This is a genomic window from Bacillus pretiosus (assembly GCF_052947655.1).
Genome location: NZ_CM129593.1, coordinates 4386012 through 4409901 on the forward strand (window position 1 = coordinate 4386012; position 23890 = coordinate 4409901).

The following is a 23890-nucleotide window of genomic DNA, read 5'->3' on the forward strand; positions in this document are numbered from 1 at the left end:
TACTTTTTTTACTATCTCTTTACTAGTTTCGCATGCACGACTAATCTTCCTGCTTCCGGATCAAGTGCATAGTCACACGTCGAAAGTGTTACGATTTGATCACTCGCTGTCAATTTTGTATCCGTTTTGTACAGCGATTTTTCTTGAATTTTCTCCAAAAACGATGTGTATTCCGTATCATTGCTAAAATCCGTTTCAATGTAATAAAAATCAGTTGTTGTTGTATACACCGAGAACACTTCAAGATCATATCCTTCAAATAATGTATCGTAATATAATTTACGATGCGACATGAAGAACTCTTCATCTAACATTTTCTTTAAACTTCCAAACATAGAACCATCTTTCATACGGTGACCATATAAAATAGTATTTCGATTTTGAGATTTCACATCATTACGATAGTCCATAAAAATGCTGCCTGCTCTCATATCTTCACCTTTATAATTACGAAATAAATAGTAATCATTGTCTTTCGCCTGAACGATTGGATAATTAATTTGTGTATCATCCATCGTAATCCATCCAACTATTTCTTGGTTAATTTGCTGCAGAGCTTTGAACTGTTTACGTACTTCCCCGTCTTGTGATTGCTCTTCCATCGGACTCTTTTCATAAATGTTTTGTGCTTCGGCCATTACTTTACGATTTTCATAGTAATCCATGAAAATATCACCTAATTCATATACTGAATAGAAAAAGGTACCTAAAAAAACAACTGTAAGTATTCGTTGAAAAAAAGAATTCTTCTTCCGTTCTTTTTTACTACTCAAATCATCACCTCAAAACGGATTGTTCGCATATTTAAATACCCATTGGGACCATATACAACCCTGTATCTTCATCTTGCTTTACAACGACATCTACACCGTATATCGTCTTTATCATACTTTCTGTCACAACATCATTCGGCTTACCTTTCGTAACAATTTCGCCGTCTTTCATAACAATAATATGATCACTATAGCGAATCGCCTGATTGATATCATGTAATACCATAACGATCGTCAATCCATGTACTTCATTTAACTCTTTTACTAGCTCTAATATTTCAAGTTGATAATAAATATCTAAATATGTTGTCGGTTCATCTAAAAAGAGCATTGGTGTTTTCTGAGCTAACGTCATGGCAATCCAAACACGTTGTCTTTCTCCACCAGATAAGGCGTGAATCTCTTTATCACGTTTACTTAGCAAATTCGTACATGCTAAAGCCCTTTCGATTGCTTCTCTATCTTCATCAGTTTGCGAGGAAAAAATATTTTTATGAGGCATACGACCATAACTTGTTAATTTCTCTACCGTCATGTCTGCCGGTGCTTCATTTTGTTGATGGACAACGGCTAACTTTCTAGCAAACTCTTTCGGTTTATATTGACTAATCGCCTTCCCATCGAGTATTATCTCTCCGCTACGAGGGTCGTGATTTCTTGACATCACACCAAGTAATGTCGATTTCCCGCAACCGTTTGGACCAATAATTGTTGTAATTTTACCAATTTCTATTTCACTACTAACCGACTTTAATCGATCCGTTACATTATCATACGAAAAGGTTACATTTTTAATTTCCATGAACTTTATCACTCTTTCTAAGCAAGAATATTAAGAATGGGCCACCAATCACTGCCATAATCGTCGCTGCTGGAATTTCGTTAGGTGGCACAATTAACCTTCCAATCGTATCCGCCGTCAAAATTAATAACGCTCCTGCAAGAGCAGAAAATGGAATTAATACTTTATGATCCGAACCGACTAGTTGTCTTGAAATGTGCGGAACGAGTAATCCTACGAAAGCAATAACACCTGCAATTGCTGTTGATACTGCTGCTAAAAGTACTGCAATAGCAGAAATAATAAGACGAACTCTCGTCACGTGCAAACCTAAGTTTTTCGCAGTCTTATCTTGTAGCGATAATAAGTTACACCAAGCTCCTACAAACAGAGCAAGAATAAGACCAATCGTTCCATATGTAACCATTATTTCTACATCGTCCCACGTCTTCATCGTTATGTTAGAAGTCGTCGTTTGCTTAATACTCTTAATGAAGTATCCGCAAATCGTAATGAACGATTCATTTAATCCAGTGAACATTGCATTAATAGCTATACCAACTAAAATAATGCGAAGCGGACTTAACCCTGACTTCCATGAAAATGCATAAACGAGATAACATGCAAACGCACCACCTAAAAAGGCGAATACTGGTGTCCAGAAAAAGAATTGCGGGAATAGCGTAATAATAACAAGTGTCATAAAACTTGCTCCAGAAGATATCCCGATTACCCCAGCATCAGCAAGTGGATTTTTCATAACAGCTTGAAAAAGCACACCTGAAACGGCCAGAGCTGCTCCAGTAAATAGTGCAATAATAATACGTGGGAAACGTAAATCTTTAATCACTTCAACATCTTCATTTCCCCCTGTAAATATCCCTTGCACAAGCTCAACAATACCTATTTCTAAACTCCCTTTCATCGCTGACAATGATGTCATAACAATAAGCAATGCAGTAACAATGAGGAAACTCCAAGTTTTTTTATTCATTCCACTCTTCCTTTATATTAAAATGCATCACGGATACATCATTTTTTTCAATTCATCTAACGCTTCCATTGCTGCTAAATTACCTGTCGTCCCAAATAAGCGCTCTTCTAAATCGTAAACACGGTTATTTTTAACGGCAACGAAATGTTTCCAAATATCATTTGTTTTAAATTCTTTATCAAACATTTTCACAACTTCATCAGGCATACCATGAGCTGCTCGTAAAATAATATCTGGATCAGCTTTTTTTAAATACTCTGTATTAGAAGCTAAATACTCTACTTGTTCACCTTGCGCAATATTTTTGCCACCTAGTTGTTTCACTAGATCTCCAATATAAGAATGCTCTGTTGCTACTAAATAACTCCCTGGTACACCTAATAAAATAAGCACTGTCGGTTCTTTCTTTCCCTTTACTGCTTTTTTAATCTCTGCAACCTTGTTATCTAACTTCGTTACAACTGCTTCAGCCTGCTTTTCACGTCCATATTGCTTACCTAAATCGCTAATGGAATTTTGCATATTTTTCAAGCTTGTTAAATCTAAAAAATTTGCTTTCGTGCCCACACCATCAAAAACTGGCTTTAATTCATATTCAAGTGTTGTCACGGATAATACTTCTGACGGCTTTAATGACTTTACCTTTTCCATATCAGGACTCATCGGATTCCCGACTTCAGGTAAACCTTTATATCTCTTTGGTAAATCTTTCGTACTTGTTGGAATACCAATTAAATCTACTTCTAACGCATCCATAATTTCAGTAACAGCAACTGTCGTTGCAACAATTCTCTCTTTACTCTCACTCTTTACCTGTTTTGCTGCTTCTTTTTTGGGCGCCGAGCATCCAGCTATACTCACTAATAGAATGATAGCCATTAGTACACTAGCAATTTTCTTCACTCTCAATCACCACTCCTTTCCAAACAATATGAAACAAGTCTTGATGCATGCGAACATGCATCAAGACTCCAAAAATTACAATCTTCCTGCTCTATATTTACGAACTAGTAAAGCAAGTGACCCAAGCAATAGCACCATGTATAAACCTAGTTGTGCTGTATCTGCCGTTTTTGAGTTTTTCTCTTTTTTTGAATCATTTTTTTGATCTTCTTTTTTCTTCTTATCATCTGCATTTCGGTTAAAATCAGGATTATCTACTTTTTTTACATTATCTACTTTCGGTGTAATCACTGGATTGTTCGGATTATTTTTTGGATCCTCTTTAATCGTGCCTAACACACCAATATTATTTGTATCAAATTGAATTTGGACATCGTAGAAATGATGGTAGTTCATTTCGTTGATATCAACTTTTACTTTTGCATTTAATTTTGCAAATAAATCACTTACTTCAAATTGCACTACTCTCCTATTTGCATTTTTATCTTCGCTTACTACTTTCGCATCAGCAAAAAGACTGTTATTTTCCGTTTGGAATTTTGTAATCCATGCACTATTTTTCAACGTCATCTCAATGTACTTTTTACCATCTTTAACGATTAATTTTGCTGGGTGTACAGTATAGTCATGCATCTTTGAAAGCTCATTTGTTTTATCTTTTAACACTTTAAATGGAATATCATATTGACCATCCACTAAATTTCTTGGATCAACTATTACTTTTGGCTTACTATTTCCGCCTTGGTTGTTGTTTCCACCTTGGTTATCGTTTCCGCCTTGGTTATCGTTTCCGCCTTGGTTGTCGTTTCCGCCTTGGTTGTCGTTTTCGCCTTGGTTACCTAAAACTTTAATACTATCTTGATCAAATACAAATTGAACATCGTAGAAATGGTGATAATTCATCGCATCAATATCTACTTTTACTTTTGCGTTTAATTTTTTAGATAAATCATCTACTTCTAACTCTACTACTTTTGTATTTTGCTCTTTATTCTCACTTAATACTTTTGCATTAACAAAAGAACTATTCTTCTCAAACTCAAACTTTGTAATCCATGCACTATTCGTTAATGTAAACGATACATACTTCTTACCATCTTTCACTTTTAGTACAGCTGGACTCTTTGTATATGTGTTCATCATTGAAATTTCTTCTGTTTGATCTTTTAGAACTTTAAAGCCAATGCTGTATTCACCATCTTTAAGGGCTTTTGGATCAATGGTTGCGTTGTTACCTTGGTTGTTGTTTCCGCCTTGGTTATCGTTTCCGCCTTGGTTATCGTTTCCGCCTTGGTTATCGTTTTCGCCTTGGTTATCGTTTCCGCCTTGGTTATCGTTTCCGCCTTGGTTATTGTTTCCGCCTTGGTTATCGTTTTCGCCTTGGTTATCGTTTCCGCCTTGGTTATTGTTTCCGCCTTGGTTATCTAACGGTTTAATGCTACCTTTATCAAATGCAAATTGAATGTCATAAAAATGGTGATAATTCATTGAATCGATATCTACTTTTACTTTTGCATTTAACTTTTTAGATACATCGTCTACTTCTACTTCCACTACGCGTGTATCAGCTTTTTTATCTTCACTTAATACACTCGCATCAACGAACGAACCATTTTTCTCAAATTCAAACTTTGTAATCCATGCACTATTCGTTAATGTGAATGATACATATTTTTTACCATCTTTCACCTTTAACACGCCCGGACTCTTCGTATACGTGTTCATCATTGAAATTTCTTCTGTTTGATCTTTTAAAGCTTTGAAACTGATGCTGTATTCACCGTCTTTAATTGTTTCAACATTCGGCTTCTCTACTTCTGGTTTCTCTACCTCTGGCTTTTTATCACCGTCTGGTTGCTTTTCTTCGTTCTTAATTGGCTCAAGTTTATCTTGTTCAAATAAAAGTTGTACATCATGTGTTTGCTTATAGTTTCTTGATGCCATTTCGATAAATACTTTTGTATTTAATTTTTTTGATAAATCGTCCACTTCAAACTCTACTACTCTTGTATCTTTTTCTTTATCTTCACTCACTACTTTTGCATCAGCAAATGCGCCATCTTTTTCCGTTTGGAAATTTTTAATTAATGAGCTACTTGTTAGTGTTACAATTGCCTTTTTCTTACTGTTTTCTACTTTTAATACTCCTGGATTTACCATGTAATTATTCATCTTAGATTCTTCATCTGTCTTATCTTTTAACACTTTAAATGGAATACTATAATTCCCATCGTTAATTGTGTTAGAATTGGGTTGTTGATCTGGGTCAGGCTTTTGGTCGGGCTTCTGACTTGGATCCGGTTTTTCATTTGGATCTGGCTTATTTGCTGGATCCTCTTTTTCATTTGGTTTTTCTACATGAATCGGTGTAATACTATTTTGATCAAATGCAATACGCACATCATAGTCATGATGATAATTTAAAAAGTCTATGTCTACTTTTACTTTCGCATTTAATACTTTCTCTACATCGTCCACTTCAAATTCTACTACTCGTGTATCTTTTTCTTTATCTTCACTAATTACATTTGTCGCAACAAACTGGCCACTTTTTTCTGTTTCAAACTTCGTGATCCATGAACTATGTTCTAACGTAAAGGATACCTTCTTCTTCCCATCCTTCACTTTTAAAGTTCCTGGACTTACAGAGTATTGATTCATCATAGATTCTTCATCTGATGTATCCTTAAGAACTTTGAAACCGATTGAATATTCACCGTCAGCTAGTTGGCTTGCTGCTTGAACTGCAAGAGGTTGTAATGTTGATACGAATGTAAATATCATTAAACACATCGCAACAACAATTTTAAGATATCTATTCAATGGAATAACGCTCCTTTATTTAGTTTTGACGTACTTTACGAATTAAGAAAACACCTGAAATAAGAATTAACACTGCAAATAATCCGATGCGTGCTTCATCGCCTGTTTTTGGGTTATCTGTTTTTTCAGCTTTTCCACTTTCATTTGTTCCTTTGCTTGCCTCTTTATTTGCTTCTTTACTCTCTTCTTTCTTCACTTCTTCTTTTACTTGTGTATCTGTTTTTGTTTGATCATTATTCTTTGTTACAGTAGTTGCTTTATTTTCTCCACCTACCGCTTTTACATTTGCATCAAATGCAAAGCGAATTGTGTAGTTATGGTCATAATTTACGTTAGGTACAACAACATGAATTTTTACAGCTGCTGGTTTAGATAGGTCGTCTATTTTAAACTCTACAATTCTTTTATCTGCAGATTCATCTTTACTAACAACTTTTGCATCAACAAAGTTTCCGTTCTCTGGTGCTTTAAATTCTGTAATCCAAGCACTATGATTCATAGGAATTTGTACTCTCATCTCACCATTTTTCACAATTAACTTAGCTGGTTTTTCAAAATAATCATTTGCCATTGAAGCTGAATCATTTTCTGCTTTTTGTATGACATAGTTAATATCGTAAGTACCGTCAGCTACATTTGCCGAAGCTTGTCCAAATGGCACTACGAAAAAAGCTAGCATACATACGAATGTCATAATAAAAGCGGGTAATACAGAAATCTTTCTCATTTGGCTTACTTCCTCCTTGTTTATCTTTCATCCACACTTTTTGAAAATGATAATTATTCTCAATATATAAGAAAAAAATAATAATCCTCTACCATTATTTAATTGTAATTTATTTATGTAATATAGATATTATTGATTATCATTCTCACTATGTGCTAAAAATAATATCCCTCCCTATTCCTTATAAAGAGCGATTTACATTTTAACATAAGTCCCTATTTCTTTTGATGATTATCATTCTCAATGAAGGTCAAAAAAAATAAAACTAACCATTCTCCTACTCTATCACCTCTATCTACAAAATGATATCGTTATAGAAAACCTTATACCTTTCACTCCTCACTTTCCTTCTAATATTTCCACAACTAAGTCAATCTTAGCCTAATGCTAATTTTTTTGTCAACTATATTACGTATAAAATTTTTAATATCTAAATTTCCCTATATGCAATTTTTTCTACAAAAAAAGAGACTTTCTTTCATAGAAAGCCTCTTTTCACTATTTTTCTACAGCAACTTCTTGCTTTTGAAATAAAGAAACTACATATCCAATTGCAATTCCAATGATACCCGGAACTAGCCAACCAATCCCTACACTATATAGTGGAATTTTATCTAAGATAGGAGCAAGGGCCGCTACTTGAAGATTTGCATTATGCAATCCATCAAAGAAGCTAATTGCAAATGCTCCTACAATACCGCCTACATACATAGCTAATGGAAGACGAATATAGTTTTCAACAAGTGATAATACAATCAGTACGATACCAATTGGATAAATTGCAATTAAAATCGGTAATGCTAATGCGTTTAACTGAGTTAACCCAAGGTTTGCTACCATAAATGCTAATACACAGAAGATGAAAACAACCTTTTGATAAGAAAGCTTTGGTAATAAGGAAGAAAAATATTCCCCACAAGCTGCAACAATACCTACAGAAGTTGTTAAACATGCCGCTGTAATTGCGATCCCTAATAATAAAGTTCCGTAACTACCAAATAAATGATTTACAACGTTTGTTAAAATAATTCCTCCGTTTGCTCCCATTCCAAGAGACACACTAGAAGCTCCCAGATAAGCAAGTGCTAAATAAACAAGTAGTAAACCGAGCGCTGCAATAAATCCTGCAAAGATTGTTACTTTTGCAATGCTGTTCTTATTTGTAACGCCTTTTGCTTTTAAAGCATTAATAACAACATTTCCGAAAACAAGTGCTGCAAGTCCATCTAAAGTTAAATATCCATCAATAAAACCTTTAAAGAGCGGAGCATTATACGCTTCTGTCGGTGCACCAAATTCTCCAATTGGTGTAATAATTGCTTTACCTACGATAATTGCTATAACAGCTAACAAAATCGGAGTTAATACTTTACCGATGCGGCCCACTAATTTCGATGGGTTTAAAGCTAAATAGAAAGTTACTGCAAAGAAAATGAATGTAAAGATAACAAGTGGATAAGATTGACCAGCTATCTCACTTGGTAAAAATGGTGCAACACTCATTTCATAAGCAACTGTTCCTGTACGCGGAACACTTACGAATACGCCTAAACATAAATAAATTGCAGTGATAAAAACAAGTGCGAATACAGGGTGTACACGTCCCGCTAGCTCATTAATATCTCCCTTTAGAGCTATAACAATTACCCCTAATAAAGGTAATCCAACACCTGTTACGATAAAGCCAAATAACGCGATCCATACGTCTGTTCCAGCACCTTGCCCTAAAGCCGGCGGGAAAATCATATTACCTGCACCGAAAAATAGTGCAAACAACATTAAACTTATTGCAAACATCTCAGAAAACTTTAAAGATGATTTCATTTCTACTAACCTCCTACATATTTTTAGATTAACAAAATATTCTGAATTAAAGACCGTCACATATCCTCTTTCAAGCATACTTCCCCGTAAAAGAACGCAAAAAACACCCGTCCCTAACAAAGGGACGAGTGTTGAAATCGTGGTTCCACCCTTATTCTAATAAAATGAATTTATAACAAAATAAGCTCATTTTATAGCTCGTGTAAATTGATAACGGTTTTATCCGCCAAGAATTACAATGCATCATGCAGTTCACTCTTGAAGTTTAGAGGTGGTAAGTTTGCCTTTCCGTATTAGGAAGCTCACAGCCTAGGCTTCCCTCTCTGAGAATCGTCAAAAACAACTCATGTCCTCATCATTACTTTTATAAAATATCTTGTCGAAACTTGTTGTTTTTTATTATATGGGCTATTTTTTAAAAAATCAATAGTTTTATTTTTTCTGACAAAAAAATATAGGGAGAAAATTTCCCCTCCCTATATTTGCCCTATTAATATTTCTAATTCCTCAGCTGTAATGTTACGCCATTTTCCCACTTCTAGATCATCTAGCTCTATATTCATAATACGAACCCGCTTTAGCTTTGTTACAGTAAACCCGAAAGCACGGCTCATTCTACGAATTTGTCTGTTCATTCCTTGCGTTAAAACGATGCGAAATGTAGATTGATCCACTCTCGTCACTTTACAAGGCTTCGTCATTCCATCTTTAATCTTTACACCGCTGGACATCTCATCAATAAACCAATCTGTAAACGGCTTATCAACCGTAACGATGTATTCTTTCTCGTGCTCATGATCACCGTGTAAAATTTGATTTGCAATCGCACCGTCATTCGTTAATAAGATTAGTCCTTCCGACGCTTTATCTAATCGCCCAACAGGAAAGATACGCTCTGGGTAATTGATATAATCAATAATATTATCTTCAATATGATCGGCTGCTGTACAAGTAATTCCGATTGGTTTATGAAAGGCAATATACACCTTTTCCTTCTCTTCTTTTGCAATAACCTGTCCATCAATCGTTACAACATCACCATTGCTCACAAGTGCACCGTGCGTACACATTTCACCGTTAATACAGACGCGTCCTGCTTTAATAAGGCGGTCTGTTTCGCGTCTTGAACAGGATTTTGCTTCGCTTATGTATTGGTTGATTTTCATAGCTTATTCCTTTTCCTATATATTAAAAGCGTCAATCTATGGCAATATGACTCTGCCACGATTGACGCTCTTTTACTTCGCAAAAACAACTAAATAAATAACCCCAATTACCAAAAATATTCCGCAACAAGCTAACAATACTTTTGCAAGTTTGTCCATAAACATATAATGGTTCCCCTTTGTTTCGTTGTTTGCTATTTTAATTCGACAACTGTTACGCCTAGGCCTCCCTCGCCCATGTCACCGTAGCGGTAGTTTTTCACACCGCGGTGTTTCTTCAAGTAATCTTGTACACCTTGACGAAGCGCTCCTGTTCCTTTACCGTGAATAATTGATACGCGCGGATAGCTTGCAAGCTGTGCATCGTCTAAATATTTTTCAACGCGCATCATTGCATCTTCATAACGTTCACCGCGAAGATCGAGCTCTAACGAAACGTGATAATCTCTACCCTTCACACTTGCGACTGCTTTTTTCTCAGTTTGCTTCGGTGTATTAATGTATTCCATATTGGATTCTTTCACTTTCATCTTCAGAATACCAATTTGTACGCTCCACTCTGTATCACTTACTTTTTCAAGCAATTGACCTTTTTGACCAAACGTTAACACTTTTACTTCATCACCTGCGCGTAATTGTTGTTTTGGCGCTGTGTTTTTCACGTTTACTTTTTGTTTCTTCACAAGCTCTGGCGCCGCACCTTCTAGACGGCTCTTCGCTTCAATAAGCTCATGGTCTTTCACGTTTATAAGCTGTGCTTTACGCAATTGACGAAGTTCTTGAATAATGCCTTCTGCCTCTTTCTTTGCAGCTTCGACTTTTTCTTCCCCTTCTTTTTGCGCTTTTAATAATTTTTCATCGCGCTCATCATTAAATTCAATAATTTGACGCTGTAATTCGCGATGCAGTTTTTCAGATTGCTTGCGAAGTGCTTCTGCTTCGTTCCAGTCACGCTCTGCATTCTTTTGACTTTCTTCTAACTTCGCAATCATATTTTCAATTTTGTTTGTATCTGTACTAATGTGGTTACGAGCTTGATCAATCACGCGATCAGATAGTCCAAGGCGCTTCGAAATTTCAAAGGCATTACTACGTCCTGGTACACCGATTAATAATTTATACGTTGGGCTTAATGTGTTCACGTCGAACTCAACGCTCGCATTAATAACTTTCTCACGGTTATATCCGTATGCTTTTAATTCTGGGTAATGCGTCGTAGCAACAACGCGAGCACCACGATTACATACTTCATCTAAAATTGAAATTGCTAATGCAGCCCCTTCTTGCGGATCTGTTCCAGCACCTAATTCATCGAATAAAACTAAGCTTTCAAAATCAGCTTTTTCTAAAATATCAACAATGTTCACCATATGTGAGGAGAACGTACTTAAACTTTGTTCAATCGATTGCTCATCACCGATATCGGCAAAGATATTTTTAAATACACAAATCTCTGATTCATCCATTACTGGAATGTGAAGGCCAGATTGCGCCATTAGCACACAAATACCAACTGTTTTCAGCGTAACTGTTTTACCACCTGTATTTGGTCCTGTAATAACAATTGTCGTGAAATCTTTCCCTAACATAATGTTATTTGGCACGATAATTTCTGGATCAATAAGCGGATGACGTGCTTGTCTTAAATCCATATAACGCTCGTTATTTACGATTGGTTTCGTTGCTTTTATACGCTTCCCATAAAAAGCTTTCGCAAAAATAAAGTCAAGATTCGCAACTACTTCTACGTTAGATAAAACGATATCCGCTTCTACTGCCACTTCTTCTGTTAACATCAATAAGATGCGTTCGATTTCTTGTTTTTCTTTCACTCGTGCTTCTTGAAGCGCGTTATTTAACTCTACAATGACTTGTGGTTCAATAAATAACGTTTGCCCAGAAGCTGATTGATCGTGAACAATACCGCCATATACACCGCGGTATTCTTGTTTTACCGGGATTACGTAACGTTCGTTACGAATCGTTACAATCGCGTCAGACAGCATCTTTTGCGCGTTGGAAGAACGCGTCATATTTTCTAACTTTTCACGAATACGACTTTCCGCAGTACGAATTTGAGTACGAATACCACGCAGTTTATCACTTGCGCTATCGACTACTTCACCGCCATCACCGATACAATTTGTAATTTTCTTTTCTAAATCATATAAAGATACAATTTGAGCGACATGAGTTTCTAAAATTGGAAGCTCGACACCATTATCAACCATATCTTCAATGAAACGTTTCATATTGCGACTACCATACATCGTATTGGCAATATCAAGTAGTTCATTCGGGCTTAACATACTTCCAATCTTTGCACGCTTCACATTTGAGCGAATATCCGTAATACCACCTAATGGTGCACTACCTTTTAAACGAATGACTTTCGCTGCTTCATCTGTTGTATCTTGCATTTCTACAATTTCTTCAAAATCAGTGCTTGGCACTAAATGCTTCACTTTGTCACGGCCAAGTGAAGAGGCTGTATGTTCAAGTAATTGTTCTTTTACTTTATTGTATTCTAATACACGCAACGTTCTTTCTAACATGTTGCAGGTCCCCCTTGTGTTACTTATTACGTTTAATATAGTCTAATAAACGTTCGATATTCCACGTGTTAATCACGTTATCTTTTTGAATCCAACCTTTACGTGCTGCTGCTACACCTGTTTCCATATCTTCTAACATTTCAAGCGTATGAGCATCCGTATTAATCGCTACTTTTACACCAGCATCTTGTGCTTGTTTTAATAATTTCGCGCTTAAATCTAGACGGTTCGGATTCGCATTTAATTCTAAAACTGTATTTGTTTCTTTTGCGAGCTCGATTAATAAATCTGTATCCACATCATAGCCCTCGCGGCGTCCAAGAAGACGTCCTGTCGGATGAGCAATCATTGTGACATGCTTATTCTCCAGCGCAGCACGAAGACGTTTCATAATCGTTTCACGGTCTTGTGAGAAGCTAGAGTGAATCGCTCCAATGACATAATCTAATTCTGCTAATACTTCATCGTCAAAATCAAGTGTTGCATCCGGTAAAATATCCATTTCAATTCCGCGTAAAATTGTAATGTCTGGATACTTTTCGTTCATACGTTCAATTTCTTTCGCTTGTTCACGAAGGCGCTCTTTCGTTAAACCGTTCGCTACTTTCAAGTATTGTGAGTGATCAGTAATCGCCATAAACTTATATCCACGAGCACGGCACGCTTGTACCATCTCTTCAATGGAAAAAGCACCATCACTCCATGTTGTATGCATATGTAAATCACCTTGTATGTCAGAGAACTGAATTAAGTTTGGATACTCTTTAATTAATTCAATTTCTTTTCCATCTTCACGCACTTCTGGTGGGATAAATGGAAGACCGAAATGAGCGAAGAACTCCTCTTCTGTTTCAAATGTTCTCACTTCACCTGTTTCTAAGTTTTCTACACCGTACTCACTAATTTTCTCGCCTCTATCTTTCGCGATTTGGCGCATTTTTACGTTATGATCTTTTGATCCTGTGAAATGGTGAAGGGTTGTAATAAATTCTTCTGGTTTTACTAAACGGAAATCGATTGAAATATCATATTCATATTGAAGACGAACAGAAACTTTTGTATCTCCACTTGCGATTACTTCAATCATATTATCAAATTGCAGTAAATGCTCACGTACTGCAGCTGGTTCTGTCGTTGCAATGATAAAGTCTAAATCTTTCACTGTTTCACGAACACGGCGCAAACTACCAGCACGAGAGAAACGAATTACTTCAGCAATATTCGACAATTTCTCCTCTATTTCCCCGGCAATAGGTAATACCATTGCGATTGGTAAACGCTCTGGACGAGAGCCTACTTGATCGATTGCTTCTAATATTTTCTCTTCTGTCTTCTTACCGAAACCTGCTAAAGCTTGTACTTTATTTTCCTCACAAACCGCTTTTAGCGATTCCATATCAACAACACCAAGTTCTTTATATAACTTAGCTACCTTTTTACCACCAAGGCCTGGTAATTTTAATAACGGTAATAAGCTACTTGGCACTTCTTTTTCAAGCTCTTGTAATACTTCAGATGTTCCCGATTCTATATATTCTTGAATAACTGCTGCTGTTCCTTTTCCAATGCCCGGAATCTTCGTGAAATCTTCAATCTCAGAAAGACTACGATCATCACTTTCTAATGCTGCCGCCGCCTTACGAAATGCAGATATTTTAAATGGATTCGCGCCCTTTAGTTCCATAAAAAGCCCAATTGTCTCTAGTAATTTAATAACTTGTTTTTTATTTACTTTCATCATTACCCCGCCTTTCTTTCATAGAAAAAAACTCCTCTTTCCGAAAAAAGAGAAGTTATACTCTGCTACCTGTCTGCCATAGTTCCTTCACCTTTTCAGAAAGAATCGGTGTATCGTCTACAATTATTTTGCTAATTGATGATTTTTGTAATGGTGTTTGTATTTGTTCAATTGGAAGAATGTTTCCAACGATAATTAAAACAAACAAAATAATATATACTTCTAAAAATCCGAGGATTGCCCCCGCAAACGCATTGACTTGCTTTAAAACCGGTATTTCTGCAAACATATTTAACAAATTACCAAGTAATGAAAGTGCAATTTTTGTAATAATAAACAATATGATAAACGCAAGTGCTTGATAAAATACTGTCTCAATATTATTTGCATCAATCCATTCTGGAACAGATACGTTTTTATCAAATGGATACGGAATAAATTTCGCAAGTGCTGGCGCTAAATCTTTACAGTACCAGTATGCAACAAGGTATGCGATAATAAAGCTTGTTAACTTTACAAGTTGCAGAATAAACCCTCTGCGTAAGCCGAGGAAAAATCCCATAACAAGCAGTAAAATGATAATAATATCAATCATGTTATTCCATTCCTTTTTTTGTCATACTTTCTTTCAATTTCTCATGTTCTTCTTTTAATTTTATGTAATCGTGTATGACGTTTACTGCCGTCAATACCGCTAGTCTACTCGTGTCAAGCGAAGGATTCTTGGCATTGAGTTCGCGCATTTTATCATCCACAATCGCTGCTACCATGCGGATATGACTTGTACTTTCATCGCCAACAACTGAATATTGTTGACCATAGATTTCTACATTAATTCGACTTTTCTTTCCCTTTTGTTGTGACAACTCACCGGCCTCCAATCACGTACAGAATCCTAAAGTTTATCATACCATGAACCATCATATTATGGAAACAGAAAGAACAATCCGATATGATAAAAATAACAATATAAAAAAAGGAGCGACCATCTTGTCAAATTCTATCGTAATACAAACAAGTTCTACAGTAATTGAAGACATGAAACAACAATACAAACAAGCGCTTAGTCCAAAAACCCCACAAGGCGGGATCTTCATGGCAAAGGTGCCATCTTGCACGATTACAGCTTATAAATCTGGAAAAGTAATGTTCCAAGGTGGCCGTGCTGAAGCAGAAGCTTCTCGTTGGCAAACTGTCTCTCAAACACCGAAAACAGCTGTAAAAAAATCTGTAGATTCACACCGTTATGCACCCCCTGCTTCCATCGGTACAATGTCTATCGTAGGGTCAGATGAAGTTGGTACTGGTGATTTCTTCGGACCGATGACAGTAGTTGCTGTATATGTGGATGCGGAGCAAATCCCACTGTTAAAAGAACTTGGTGTAAAAGACTCTAAAAACTTAAATGACGATCAAATTACTGCCATTGCAAAACAACTTCTACACGTTGTTCCTTACAGCTCTCTTGTCCTTCATAATGAAAAATATAACGAGCTATTTGATAAAGGAAACAACCAAGGTAAGTTAAAAGCTTTACTGCATAATAAAGCTATTACAAACTTATTAGCTAAAATTGCACCTACAAAACCTGAAGGCGTCTTAATCGATCAATTCACACAACCTGATACATACTACAAATATTTAGCAAAACAAAAACAGGTACAGCGTGAAAATGTTTACTTCGCGACGAAAGGCGAAAGCGTACACTTAGCAGTAGCCGCTGCCTCCATTTTAGCTCGTTACTCATTCGTAAAACAGTTTGACGAACTAAGCAAAAAAGCCGGTATGCCACTTCCAAAAGGTGCTGGTAAACAAGTTGATATTGCAGCTGCTAAATTAATTCAAAAGCTTGGTAAAGAACGATTACCTGAGTTTGTGAAAATGCATTTCGCTAATAAGGAGAAGGCGTTTCGCTTATTAAAATAGTATCGACAAAAACAGGAGGCTACAAACTCCTGTTTTTTTGTTTCCCCTACTATTATCCTTATAATTTTGTTACAATTAAAATATACAGATTATTCTAACATAGGAGGAGATTCCCATTGCTACTTCTACAAATGATTCTAAATATTTTACTAGGCGATCCACACGAAAGACAGTTTGAAATTAGAGAAAACATTCAGCTACTAAGTGAACAACGAGAGTTCAACGATTTAATAGAGCGTTATGGCCGTTCTTTCTTATTAAACTTTCGGATTCGAAGATTTATCGGGAAACACGATGCCCGCTTGTTAATACATAATCCAGCAAAACTACAGTACTTCTGTGAGGAACTTGAATCTATGATTAGAAAAAAAGGATTGTTTACATAAGGAGATATTTCATATGAACGCTGTAAAAGTTAAAAAGGTATTATATGTTTTCGTACACCTCGTGGGCCCACTTTCTTACCTCACTATTTCTACCATTTGGGGAGCTTTTTTCACTACTAAATCTACATTCGAAAATATATCTGATAATCTTGGTGTGATGGCTATCTATTACGTGCTTATGAGTTTACTGTGGTTTTTCTATTTAGATCGATTAGACAAAGATGTAGATAAAATTACAAAAGAAATTAAGGTGTAATACATATAAAAAAAGGAGAGCCGCCAAGACTCTCCTTTTTTATGTTAACTTCTTTTCTGCTTCTTATTTGATGAAGATACTTTATGAGAACCTGTTTCATGTGCCGTCGTTCCTTGTCCTTCTATTTCTGGAGAACCAAGGCTTGATCTTGAATGATCTTTTTTCACTTTTTTACTCATTTATATTCACCCCTTCGTGTTACTTTTTGCTACGAGGTAATAAACTATGCAAAATAAAAAGCGAGAGGAAATCCTCTCGCTTTTTTCATATTTTAGAATTCAGAAGAACCTGGAGTTCTTGGGAATGGAATTACGTCACGGATGTTAGCCATGCCAGTGATGTACATTAGGAAGCGCTCGAAACCTAGACCGAATCCAGCGTGTTTTGTACCGCCGTATTTTCTAAGTTCTAAGTACCACCAGTAGTCCTCTTCGTTCATACCTAATTCTTTAATTCTGTCTACTAAAACGTCCATTCTTTCTTCACGTTGGCTTCCGCCGATTAATTCGCCGATGCCAGGAACTAGAAGATCAGTAGCAGCTACTGTTTTTCCATCTTCATTCATACGCATGTAGAACGCTTTAATGTCTTTTGGATAGTCAGTTACGAATACAGGGCGTTTGAAAATTTCTTCTGATAAGTATCTTTCGTGCTCTGTTTGTAAGTCAATACCCCATTCTACTGGATATTTGAAGTCAGCACCTGACTCTTGAAGCACTTTAATTGCTTCTGTATATGTGATACGACCGAAGTCAGAGTTGATTACGTTGTTCATGCGCTCAAGAACTGTTTTATCAACGAAGCTGTTGAAGAATTCCATTTCTTCTGGTGCATGCTCTAGTACGTATTTCATTGCATATTTCAGCATATCTTCTGTAAGATCCATTACGTCGCCTAATTCAGCGAATGCAATCTCCGGCTCAACCATCCAGAACTCAGCTGCATGACGAGTTGTGTTAGAGTTTTCTGCACGGAATGTAGGTCCGAATGTGTATACGTCACGGAATGCTAATGCATAAGCTTCAGCGTTCAGCTGTCCACTTACTGTTAAGTTTGTTTCTTTGCCGAAGAAGTCTTTTGATTCATCAACTTGTCCGTCTTCACCTTTTGGTACGTTGTTTAAATCTTGCGTTGTTACGCGGAACATTTCGCCTGCACCTTCTGTATCACTACCAGTGATGATTGGTGTATGAACATGTACGAATCCACGCTCTTGGAAGAACTGGTGAATCGCAAATGCTGCGACAGAACGTACACGGAACGTTGCAGAGAATGCATTTGTTCTTGGACGTAAGTGAGCGATTGTACGTAAGTATTCAAACGTGTGACGTTTCTTTTGAAGTGGGTAATCAGAATCTGATAAGCCCTCGATATCAATTTTTTCTGCTTTAATTTCAAATGGTTGCTTCGCTCCAGGCGTTGCAATTACTGTACCTTCTACTTTAACTGAAGAGCTAAGTGGAAGTTTTGCAATTTCTTTGAAGTTTTCTAACTCTGTATCGAAAACGATTTGAACGCTTTTAAAGAAGCTACCGTCGTTTAATTCGATGAAACCAAATGCTTTTGAATCACGTAAGTTACGAATCCACCCTGATACTTGTACTGTTTGACCTGCGTATTTATCTGTATCTCTATACAGACTTTTTACTAATGTGTTTTCCATAGTGAAATTCTCCTTTGCACATATATTTAAATACAAAAAAACCTTTCATCCATAAAGGGACGAAAGGTTAAACTTCGCGGTACCACCCAATTTGTCATAAAGACCAACTTTAACTCGTATGTAATACATACTTCCCGGTTTGTAACAGGCCGGATTCCCGTCTAAGTCTACTCTTGAATACAAGATTCAATTTCGGTTAGCAACTCCAAGGTGTTCTTCACATATACCGCCTCATCAGGCTCTCACCGTCCCTGACTCGCTTTGGATTATAGTATATACTACTTTTCCTTATCATCGTCTTTCATTTTGTTAAACTAAAATTAATGTACTACATTCGAGAGAAAGATGCAAGATACCAAAAAATATATCAGCGATTTTTGTAATATATCGATTTTCCGACAATCGTGCCATAAAAAAATTGCCGGGCTTAATCCGGCAATTTCTCATTACTTACGTAACTCCGCACCAAACTTCTCTTCTACCGTTGTTAATACACGGTTATGTGCTTCTGTTACTTCTTCGTCTGTTAACGTACGTTCTGCATCGAAGTATGTCATAGAGAATGCAAGTGATTTCTTGCCTTCTTCCATTTTTTCACCTTCGTATAAGTCAAATAGCGTTACGTCTTTCAGAAGTTCTCCGCCAGCTTCAGCAATAACTTGCTTCATTTCACCAGCTTTTGTTTCTTTCGTTACGACAACAGCCATATCACGTGTCATAGATGGGAAACGTGGAATTGCTGTGTAGTAAGTTTCTTCTGCGTCTGCACCAAATACTTTTACAAGAGATAATTCGAATACGAATGTATTTTTCACATCTAATTGTTTTTCTGCTTCTGGGTGCAATTGACCGATGAAACCAATTACTTCGCCATCTAATACGATGTCAGCTGTACGACCTGGGTGCATCCCTTCACGTTTTGCTGGTGCATAAGTGATTTGGTTTGCAACGCCAAGTACGTCGAATAATCCTTCTAGTACACCTTTCACAACGAAGAAGTCTACTACTTTCTTCTCACCTTGCCATGCATGGTGAAGAGCAAGTCCTGTCATAACACCGGCAAGATGTTGTTCTTCTTTCGGAAGTTCTCCTGCTTCTGTTGGTAAGAAGACAGAACCTACTTCGTATAAAGCAACACTATCGTTTTTACGTGCCACATTATATGAAACAGCTTCTAGTAATTGCGGTACTAAGCTTAAACGAAGTTGGCTACGCTCTTCACTCATTGGAAGTGCAAGATTTACAGGAGCTTTTTCATTTGGCTCGACCATATATTGCTTCGCTTTATCAGCGCTTGTTAATGAATATGTGATCGCTTCATATAAACCAGCACCCTCTAGGAAGCGACGTACTTTACGACGTTTCGTTTGTGCTGATGTTAATTTACCACGAGTCATTGTTCCAGAAGGTAATGTAACTGGAATGTGGTCATAACCGTATAGACGACCCACTTCTTCTACTAAGTCTTCTGAAATTGTAATATCAGGACGACGTGCTGGTACATTCACATGGAATGTTCCTTCTACTTCTGTGAATGGGAATTTCAAGTTTGTGAACATTGTACCCATTTCACTTGCAGAAATATTTGTACCTAATACACGGTTTACTTTTTCAGCAGTAACAGATACTGTACGCTCTTGTACTTGTAAGTTGTCAGCTTCTACTACACCTTCAAGTGCTTCTCCGCCAGCGTATTTCGCCATTAAAGCAGCTGCGTGTTGAATTGCTTCAAATGTACGTGTTGGATCGATTCCTTTTTCAAAACGTGCGCTTGATTCACTGCGAAGACCTAAGTCTTTTGATGTACGGCGCACTGTTTGACCTGCAAAGTATGCAGATTCAATTAAAACGTTTACTGTCTCATTTGTAACTTCAGAATCCGCTCCGCCCATTACACCAGCAACAGCTAAAGCTTTTGTTCCGTTTGTAATTACAAGGTGGTGGCTTTGTAACGTACGCTCTTGATCATCTAACGTTTCAATTTTTTCGCCTTCTTTTGCAAGACGAACAACGATTTCTTTTGAACCTAATTTATCGTAATCGAATGCATGTAACGGTTGACCGTATTCCATTAAAATGTAGTTTGTAATATCCACTACATTGCTAATTGGACGAATGCCAGCTGCCATAAGGCGCGTTTGCATCCACATTGGTGATGGACCAATCTTTACGTTCTTCACCATTTTTGCAATATATAATGGGTTTTCTTCTTTCGCTTCTACACTTACAGAAATGTAATCAGAAGTTTTTTCTGCTGTTTCTTGTAAGCTGATAGCTGGAAGTTTTACTTCACGGCCATAAATAGCAGCGACTTCATATGCAACACCTAACATGTTTAAGCAATCTGCACGGTTTGGTGTTAAACCAAGCTCAAGTACTTCATCATGTAAGTTTAAAATTTCAAGTGCGTCTGCACCAACTTCAGCGTCACTTGGGAAGATGAAGATACCGTCTGCATATTCTTTTGAAACTAACTTTCCATCAATACCAAGCTCTTGAAGCGCACAAACCATACCGTGAGAAGCTTCACCACGTAGTTTTGCTTTTTTAATTTTGAAGTTGCCAGGAAGTACAGCACCAACTTTTGCAACTGGTACTTTTAAACCTTTTGCAATGTTAGCAGCTCCACAAATAATTTGAACTGGCTCTTCTTCACCGATATCGATTAAACATTTGCTTAATTTATCAGCTTCTGGGTGTTTTTCACATTCTAATACGTGACCAACTACAACACCTTTTACACCTTTATTTAATAATTCAACACCTTCTACTTCAATACCACTTTTCGTGATTTTGTCTGCTAGTTCTTGTGCTGTTACATCTTTAATATCTACATACTCTTGTAACCAACGATATGATACGAACATACTTATCCTCTCCTTCCCTTACGCTCGTTTGAATTGTTGTAAGAAACGTACATCATTTGTATAGAAATGACGAATGTCATCTACGCCGTATTTCAACATTGCGATACGCTCTGCGCCCATACCGAATGCGAAACCTTGATATTCTTTTGAATCATAACCAGCCATTTCAAGTACGTTCGGATGAACCATACCTGCGCCTAAAATTTCGATCCAGCCAGTTCCTTTACAAGTGCCGCAACCTTTGCCGTGACACATCATACAAGAAATATCCATCTCTACAGATGGCTCTGTGAATGGGAAGAAACTTGGACGAAGACGGATTTCACGATCTTCACCGAACATCTTTTTCACGAATACTTGCAGTGTACCTTTTAAGTCACTCATGCGAATGTTTTTATCAATTACAAGACCTTCAATTTGCATGAATTGGTGTGAATGCGTCGCATCATCGTCATCGCGGCGATACACTTTACCAGGACAAATAATTTTAATTGGGCCTTTTTCTTTATTATTTTCCATCGTACGTGCTTGCACAGAAGATGTATGTGTACGTAGTAACGTTTCTTCTGTAATGTAGAATGTATCTTGCATATCACGCGCTGGGTGATCTTTCGGTAAGTTTAATGCTTCGAAGTTGTAGTAGTCTTTTTCTACTTCTGTTCCTTCAGCTACTTCATACCCCATACCGATGAATACATCTTCAATTTGCTCAACAACAGCTGTTAACGGATGGTGACAACCTGTTTCAACAGGACGGCCTGGTAGTGTAACATCAATTGTTTCCGTAGCTAATTTCGCTTCAATTACTGCTTTTTCTAAGTTTCCAATTTTGTCTTCTAAACGCGTTTGAATCGCTTCACGTACTTCATTTACTAATGCTCCCATACGTGGACGCTCTTCTGCTGATAATTTTCCCATGCCGCGTAATACTTCTGTAATTGGACCTTTTTTTCCTAAATACGCTACGCGTACGTCGTTTAAGCCCTTTAGCTCTTTCGCTTCTTCAATAAGCTCTAACGCTTTTTGCTTTAGCTCTTTTAAACGTGCTTCCATTTGGAACCCTCCTAATTTTAAAAATAAAAAAACCTCGCTCCCAAAAAGGGACGAGGTAAATTCGCGGTACCACCCTAAATTGACAGACCAGGTCTGCCCACTCATTAGTTATAACGATCAATTCTGACCGGAACGCCTTTACATATATATGGTCCTGGCGTCAACTCCAGAGGTGAATTCACTTCCGTCTACCATAAGAATGCTTTCAGTCTAAGGCATTCTCTCCCTATATGGCGATTTTGTAAGTTACTCTTCTCTATCAACGTTTTTCGTTATTTAACTTTTAATATAATATACTTCAACTTATTATAAGAAGTTTTTTATTTGTTCGCAACTGGGCTTTGTAAATAATACGTTAAAATCCCTGCTGCAACCGCAACATTTAATGATTCTGCCCCGCCGTAAATCGGAATATACAAGTTTTGATCCGTTTTTGCAAGAATTTCTTGGCTTACGCCGCTTCCTTCATTTCCTACAATTAATGCAAAACCACCAGCTGGTGTTACTTCACCATACGGAACTCCATTTTCAAGAGCTGTTCCATATACAGGAACGTTATTTTCTCTTAACTTGTCTACCCACTCTTCTAAGTTCCCTTTTACAACTGGTAAATGGAAAATAGAACCTTGTGTAGAGCGAAGCACTTTACTATTATATGCATCAACGCACCCTTCTCCAAGCACAACAGCATGAATACCAGCTGCATCAGCTGTACGAATAATTGTCCCTAAGTTGCCCGGGTCTTGAAGACCATCTAATAAAAGAAACTTTCCATCTGCAAGAGCTACTTCACTCTCGTGTTTCTCACAAACAGCAAATACCCCTTGCGTCGTTTCTGTTTCACGGAGTACTTTTACGATTGCTTCAGGTACGATATACATTTCCACATCATTAACTGTCCAATCTTTCGGAAGATCTGTCTGATCAGAAACGATAAGTTCTGTTACAACTCCTGCTTTTAAAGCTTCTTCCACTAAGTGGAATCCTTCTACAAAAAATAAACCTTTTTTATCGCGCTCTTTTTTCGTCTGCAGCTTTTTCCACTGCTTCACACGCGGATTTTGCACTGAATCAATGTTTTTCATAATATGTATTTCCCTCTCTTCTTGTCTTATCATTATAGCCTATTTTTCATACATATTTACATAAAAAAGAACAAAAACTAACGTCAGTTTCAATTCTGAAGAAGAGGTGAAAATAATGAGTTTTAATTTACGCGGTGCTGTATTAGCGAATGTATCTGGAAATTCACAAGATCAATTACAAGAAACGATTGTCGATGCAATTCAAAGCGGTGAAGAAAAAATGCTTCCAGGTCTTGGCGTTTTATTCGAAGTCATTTGGAAAAATGCTGATGAAAATGAAAAACACGAAATGTTAGGAACACTAGAGCAAGGATTAAAAAAATAAACAATAAAAGGTCACCTTAGAAAAAAACTAAGGTGACCTTTTATG

At 36.9% G+C, this 23890-nt stretch carries 21 protein-coding genes and 3 other annotated features; of the genes, 4 read left to right on the forward strand and 17 right to left on the reverse strand.

The features are described from left to right. Positions 1–11 precede the first annotated feature (11 nt). The 12 genes from srtB to zapA form a co-directional block, all read right to left on the reverse strand. Positions 12–773 (reverse strand): class B sortase, encoded by a 762-nt coding sequence (gene srtB / locus ACU8YW_RS22585; RefSeq protein ID WP_088064532.1) that lies wholly within the window; start codon positions 771–773, stop codon positions 12–14. A gap of 31 nt (positions 774–804) precedes the next feature. Next, positions 805–1575, reverse strand: a complete 771-nt coding sequence (locus ACU8YW_RS22590; protein ID WP_000403736.1) for an ABC transporter ATP-binding protein — start codon at positions 1573–1575, stop codon at positions 805–807. Continuing rightward, positions 1565–2548 (reverse strand): FecCD family ABC transporter permease, encoded by a 984-nt coding sequence (locus ACU8YW_RS22595; protein WP_087985361.1) that lies wholly within the window; start codon positions 2546–2548, stop codon positions 1565–1567. Before ACU8YW_RS22595 ends, ACU8YW_RS22590 begins: the two co-directional genes overlap by 11 nt. 27 nt (positions 2549–2575) lie before the next feature. Then, positions 2576–3451: a heme ABC transporter substrate-binding protein IsdE gene (gene isdE / locus ACU8YW_RS22600; RefSeq protein WP_088064533.1), complete on the reverse strand. Its 876-nt coding sequence runs from the start codon at positions 3449–3451 to the stop codon at positions 2576–2578. Between the two features lie 75 nt (positions 3452–3526). Next, the gene (gene isdX2 / locus ACU8YW_RS22605) at positions 3527–6274 is read right to left on the reverse strand and encodes an NEAT domain-containing hemophore IsdX2 (RefSeq protein WP_446894003.1); all 2748 of its coding nucleotides are present in this window, start codon (positions 6272–6274) and stop codon (positions 3527–3529) included. Positions 6275–6293: 19 nt separating this feature from the next. After that, positions 6294–7001 carry a heme uptake protein IsdC gene (gene isdC / locus ACU8YW_RS22610; RefSeq protein WP_098133590.1) on the reverse strand — a complete coding sequence of 236 codons (708 nt, stop codon included), beginning with the start codon at positions 6999–7001 and terminating at the stop codon, positions 6294–6296. 498 nt (positions 7002–7499) lie between these two features. After that, positions 7500–8825 carry a branched-chain amino acid transport system II carrier protein BrnQ6 gene (brnQ6, locus tag ACU8YW_RS22615; RefSeq protein WP_048544310.1) on the reverse strand — a complete coding sequence of 442 codons (1326 nt, stop codon included), beginning with the start codon at positions 8823–8825 and terminating at the stop codon, positions 7500–7502. A gap of 117 nt (positions 8826–8942) precedes the next feature. Beyond that, positions 8943–9193 (reverse strand) — a binding site (T-box leader). 108 nt (positions 9194–9301) lie between these two features. Further along, entirely contained in the window at positions 9302–9991 is a 690-nt protein-coding gene (locus tag ACU8YW_RS22620) for a 23S rRNA pseudouridine(2604) synthase RluF (RefSeq protein WP_088064536.1), read from the reverse strand. A 194-nt stretch (positions 9992–10185) separates the two neighbouring features. Further along, positions 10186–12546: an endonuclease MutS2 gene (locus tag ACU8YW_RS22625; RefSeq protein ID WP_048544317.1), complete on the reverse strand. Its 2361-nt coding sequence runs from the start codon at positions 12544–12546 to the stop codon at positions 10186–10188. 19 nt (positions 12547–12565) lie between these two features. Next, positions 12566–14284, reverse strand: a complete 1719-nt coding sequence (gene polX / locus ACU8YW_RS22630; RefSeq protein ID WP_088064537.1) for a DNA polymerase/3'-5' exonuclease PolX — start codon at positions 14282–14284, stop codon at positions 12566–12568. Positions 14285–14339: 55 nt separating this feature from the next. Next, a complete protein-coding gene (locus tag ACU8YW_RS22635) occupies positions 14340–14879 on the reverse strand; it encodes a CvpA family protein (RefSeq protein ID WP_000565411.1) in 540 nt (179 codons plus the stop codon). Position 14880: 1 nt separating this feature from the next. Further along, on the reverse strand, positions 14881–15150 hold the full coding sequence (zapA, locus tag ACU8YW_RS22640; protein WP_000082701.1) for a cell division protein ZapA: 270 nt from the start codon (positions 15148–15150) through the stop codon (positions 14881–14883). A 124-nt stretch (positions 15151–15274) separates the two neighbouring features. Between zapA and rnhC the strand changes: the two genes are divergently transcribed. The 3 genes from rnhC to ACU8YW_RS22655 all read left to right on the forward strand — a co-directional run bounded on the left by rnhC (position 15275) and on the right by ACU8YW_RS22655 (position 16852). Next, on the forward strand, positions 15275–16210 hold the full coding sequence (gene rnhC / locus ACU8YW_RS22645; protein ID WP_088064538.1) for a ribonuclease HIII: 936 nt from the start codon (positions 15275–15277) through the stop codon (positions 16208–16210). Between the two features lie 116 nt (positions 16211–16326). After that, positions 16327–16596, forward strand: coding sequence for a hypothetical protein (locus ACU8YW_RS22650; RefSeq protein WP_088064539.1), 270 nt, complete (start codon positions 16327–16329; stop codon positions 16594–16596). A gap of 13 nt (positions 16597–16609) precedes the next feature. Continuing rightward, entirely contained in the window at positions 16610–16852 is a 243-nt protein-coding gene (locus ACU8YW_RS22655) for a hypothetical protein (RefSeq protein ID WP_088064540.1), read from the forward strand. A gap of 44 nt (positions 16853–16896) precedes the next feature. Here the strand turns inward: ACU8YW_RS22655 and ACU8YW_RS22660 are convergent, their stop codons facing one another. The 5 genes from ACU8YW_RS22660 to ACU8YW_RS22680 form a co-directional block, all read right to left on the reverse strand. Beyond that, complete coding sequence (locus tag ACU8YW_RS22660) at positions 16897–17031, reverse strand: YuzL family protein (protein ID WP_087985370.1); 135 nt, start codon at positions 17029–17031, stop codon at positions 16897–16899. Positions 17032–17123: 92 nt separating this feature from the next. Continuing rightward, positions 17124–18515, reverse strand: a complete 1392-nt coding sequence (gene asnS, locus ACU8YW_RS22665) for an asparagine--tRNA ligase (protein WP_000432172.1) — start codon at positions 18513–18515, stop codon at positions 17124–17126. A gap of 52 nt (positions 18516–18567) precedes the next feature. Beyond that, positions 18568–18819: a binding site (T-box leader), on the reverse strand. Positions 18820–18961: 142 nt separating this feature from the next. Next, positions 18962–21382, reverse strand: coding sequence for a phenylalanine--tRNA ligase subunit beta (gene pheT, locus ACU8YW_RS22670; RefSeq protein ID WP_088609280.1), 2421 nt, complete (start codon positions 21380–21382; stop codon positions 18962–18964). Between the two features lie 18 nt (positions 21383–21400). Continuing rightward, positions 21401–22435: a phenylalanine--tRNA ligase subunit alpha gene (gene pheS, locus ACU8YW_RS22675; protein ID WP_000388220.1), complete on the reverse strand. Its 1035-nt coding sequence runs from the start codon at positions 22433–22435 to the stop codon at positions 21401–21403. A gap of 43 nt (positions 22436–22478) precedes the next feature. Further along, positions 22479–22707, reverse strand: a binding site (T-box leader). A gap of 48 nt (positions 22708–22755) precedes the next feature. Continuing rightward, positions 22756–23553: a TrmH family RNA methyltransferase gene (locus tag ACU8YW_RS22680; protein ID WP_137036649.1), complete on the reverse strand. Its 798-nt coding sequence runs from the start codon at positions 23551–23553 to the stop codon at positions 22756–22758. 82 nt (positions 23554–23635) lie between these two features. Between ACU8YW_RS22680 and sspI the strand changes: the two genes are divergently transcribed. After that, positions 23636–23845, forward strand: a complete 210-nt coding sequence (gene sspI / locus ACU8YW_RS22685) for a small acid-soluble spore protein SspI (protein ID WP_000009511.1) — start codon at positions 23636–23638, stop codon at positions 23843–23845. Positions 23846–23890: the final 45 nt, after the last annotated feature.

Excerpts from the sequence above, each read along its gene's own strand:
- ACU8YW_RS22660 (WP_087985370.1), bottom strand. The coding sequence starts at position 17,031 with ATGAGTAAAAAAGTGAAAAAAGATCATTCAAGATCAAGCCTTGGTTCT.
- ACU8YW_RS22590 (WP_000403736.1), bottom strand. The coding sequence starts at position 1,575 with ATGGAAATTAAAAATGTAACCTTTTCGTATGATAATGTAACGGATCGA.
- pheT (WP_088609280.1), bottom strand. The coding sequence starts at position 21,382 with ATGTTCGTATCATATCGTTGGTTACAAGAGTATGTAGATATTAAAGAT.
- ACU8YW_RS22655 (WP_088064540.1), top strand. The coding sequence starts at position 16,610 with ATGAACGCTGTAAAAGTTAAAAAGGTATTATATGTTTTCGTACACCTC.
- ACU8YW_RS22635 (WP_000565411.1), bottom strand. The coding sequence starts at position 14,879 with ATGATTGATATTATTATCATTTTACTGCTTGTTATGGGATTTTTCCTC.
- brnQ6 (WP_048544310.1), bottom strand. The coding sequence starts at position 8,825 with ATGAAATCATCTTTAAAGTTTTCTGAGATGTTTGCAATAAGTTTAATG.
- isdC (WP_098133590.1), bottom strand. The coding sequence starts at position 7,001 with ATGAGAAAGATTTCTGTATTACCCGCTTTTATTATGACATTCGTATGT.
- ACU8YW_RS22595 (WP_087985361.1), bottom strand. The coding sequence starts at position 2,548 with ATGAATAAAAAAACTTGGAGTTTCCTCATTGTTACTGCATTGCTTATT.
- sspI (WP_000009511.1), top strand. The coding sequence starts at position 23,636 with ATGAGTTTTAATTTACGCGGTGCTGTATTAGCGAATGTATCTGGAAAT.
- ACU8YW_RS22625 (WP_048544317.1), bottom strand. The coding sequence starts at position 12,546 with ATGTTAGAAAGAACGTTGCGTGTATTAGAATACAATAAAGTAAAAGAA.
- polX (WP_088064537.1), bottom strand. The coding sequence starts at position 14,284 with ATGAAAGTAAATAAAAAACAAGTTATTAAATTACTAGAGACAATTGGG.
- ACU8YW_RS22680 (WP_137036649.1), bottom strand. The coding sequence starts at position 23,553 with ATGATAAGACAAGAAGAGAGGGAAATACATATTATGAAAAACATTGAT.
- pheS (WP_000388220.1), bottom strand. The coding sequence starts at position 22,435 with ATGGAAGCACGTTTAAAAGAGCTAAAGCAAAAAGCGTTAGAGCTTATT.
- asnS (WP_000432172.1), bottom strand. The coding sequence starts at position 18,515 with ATGGAAAACACATTAGTAAAAAGTCTGTATAGAGATACAGATAAATAC.
- ACU8YW_RS22620 (WP_088064536.1), bottom strand. The coding sequence starts at position 9,991 with ATGAAAATCAACCAATACATAAGCGAAGCAAAATCCTGTTCAAGACGC.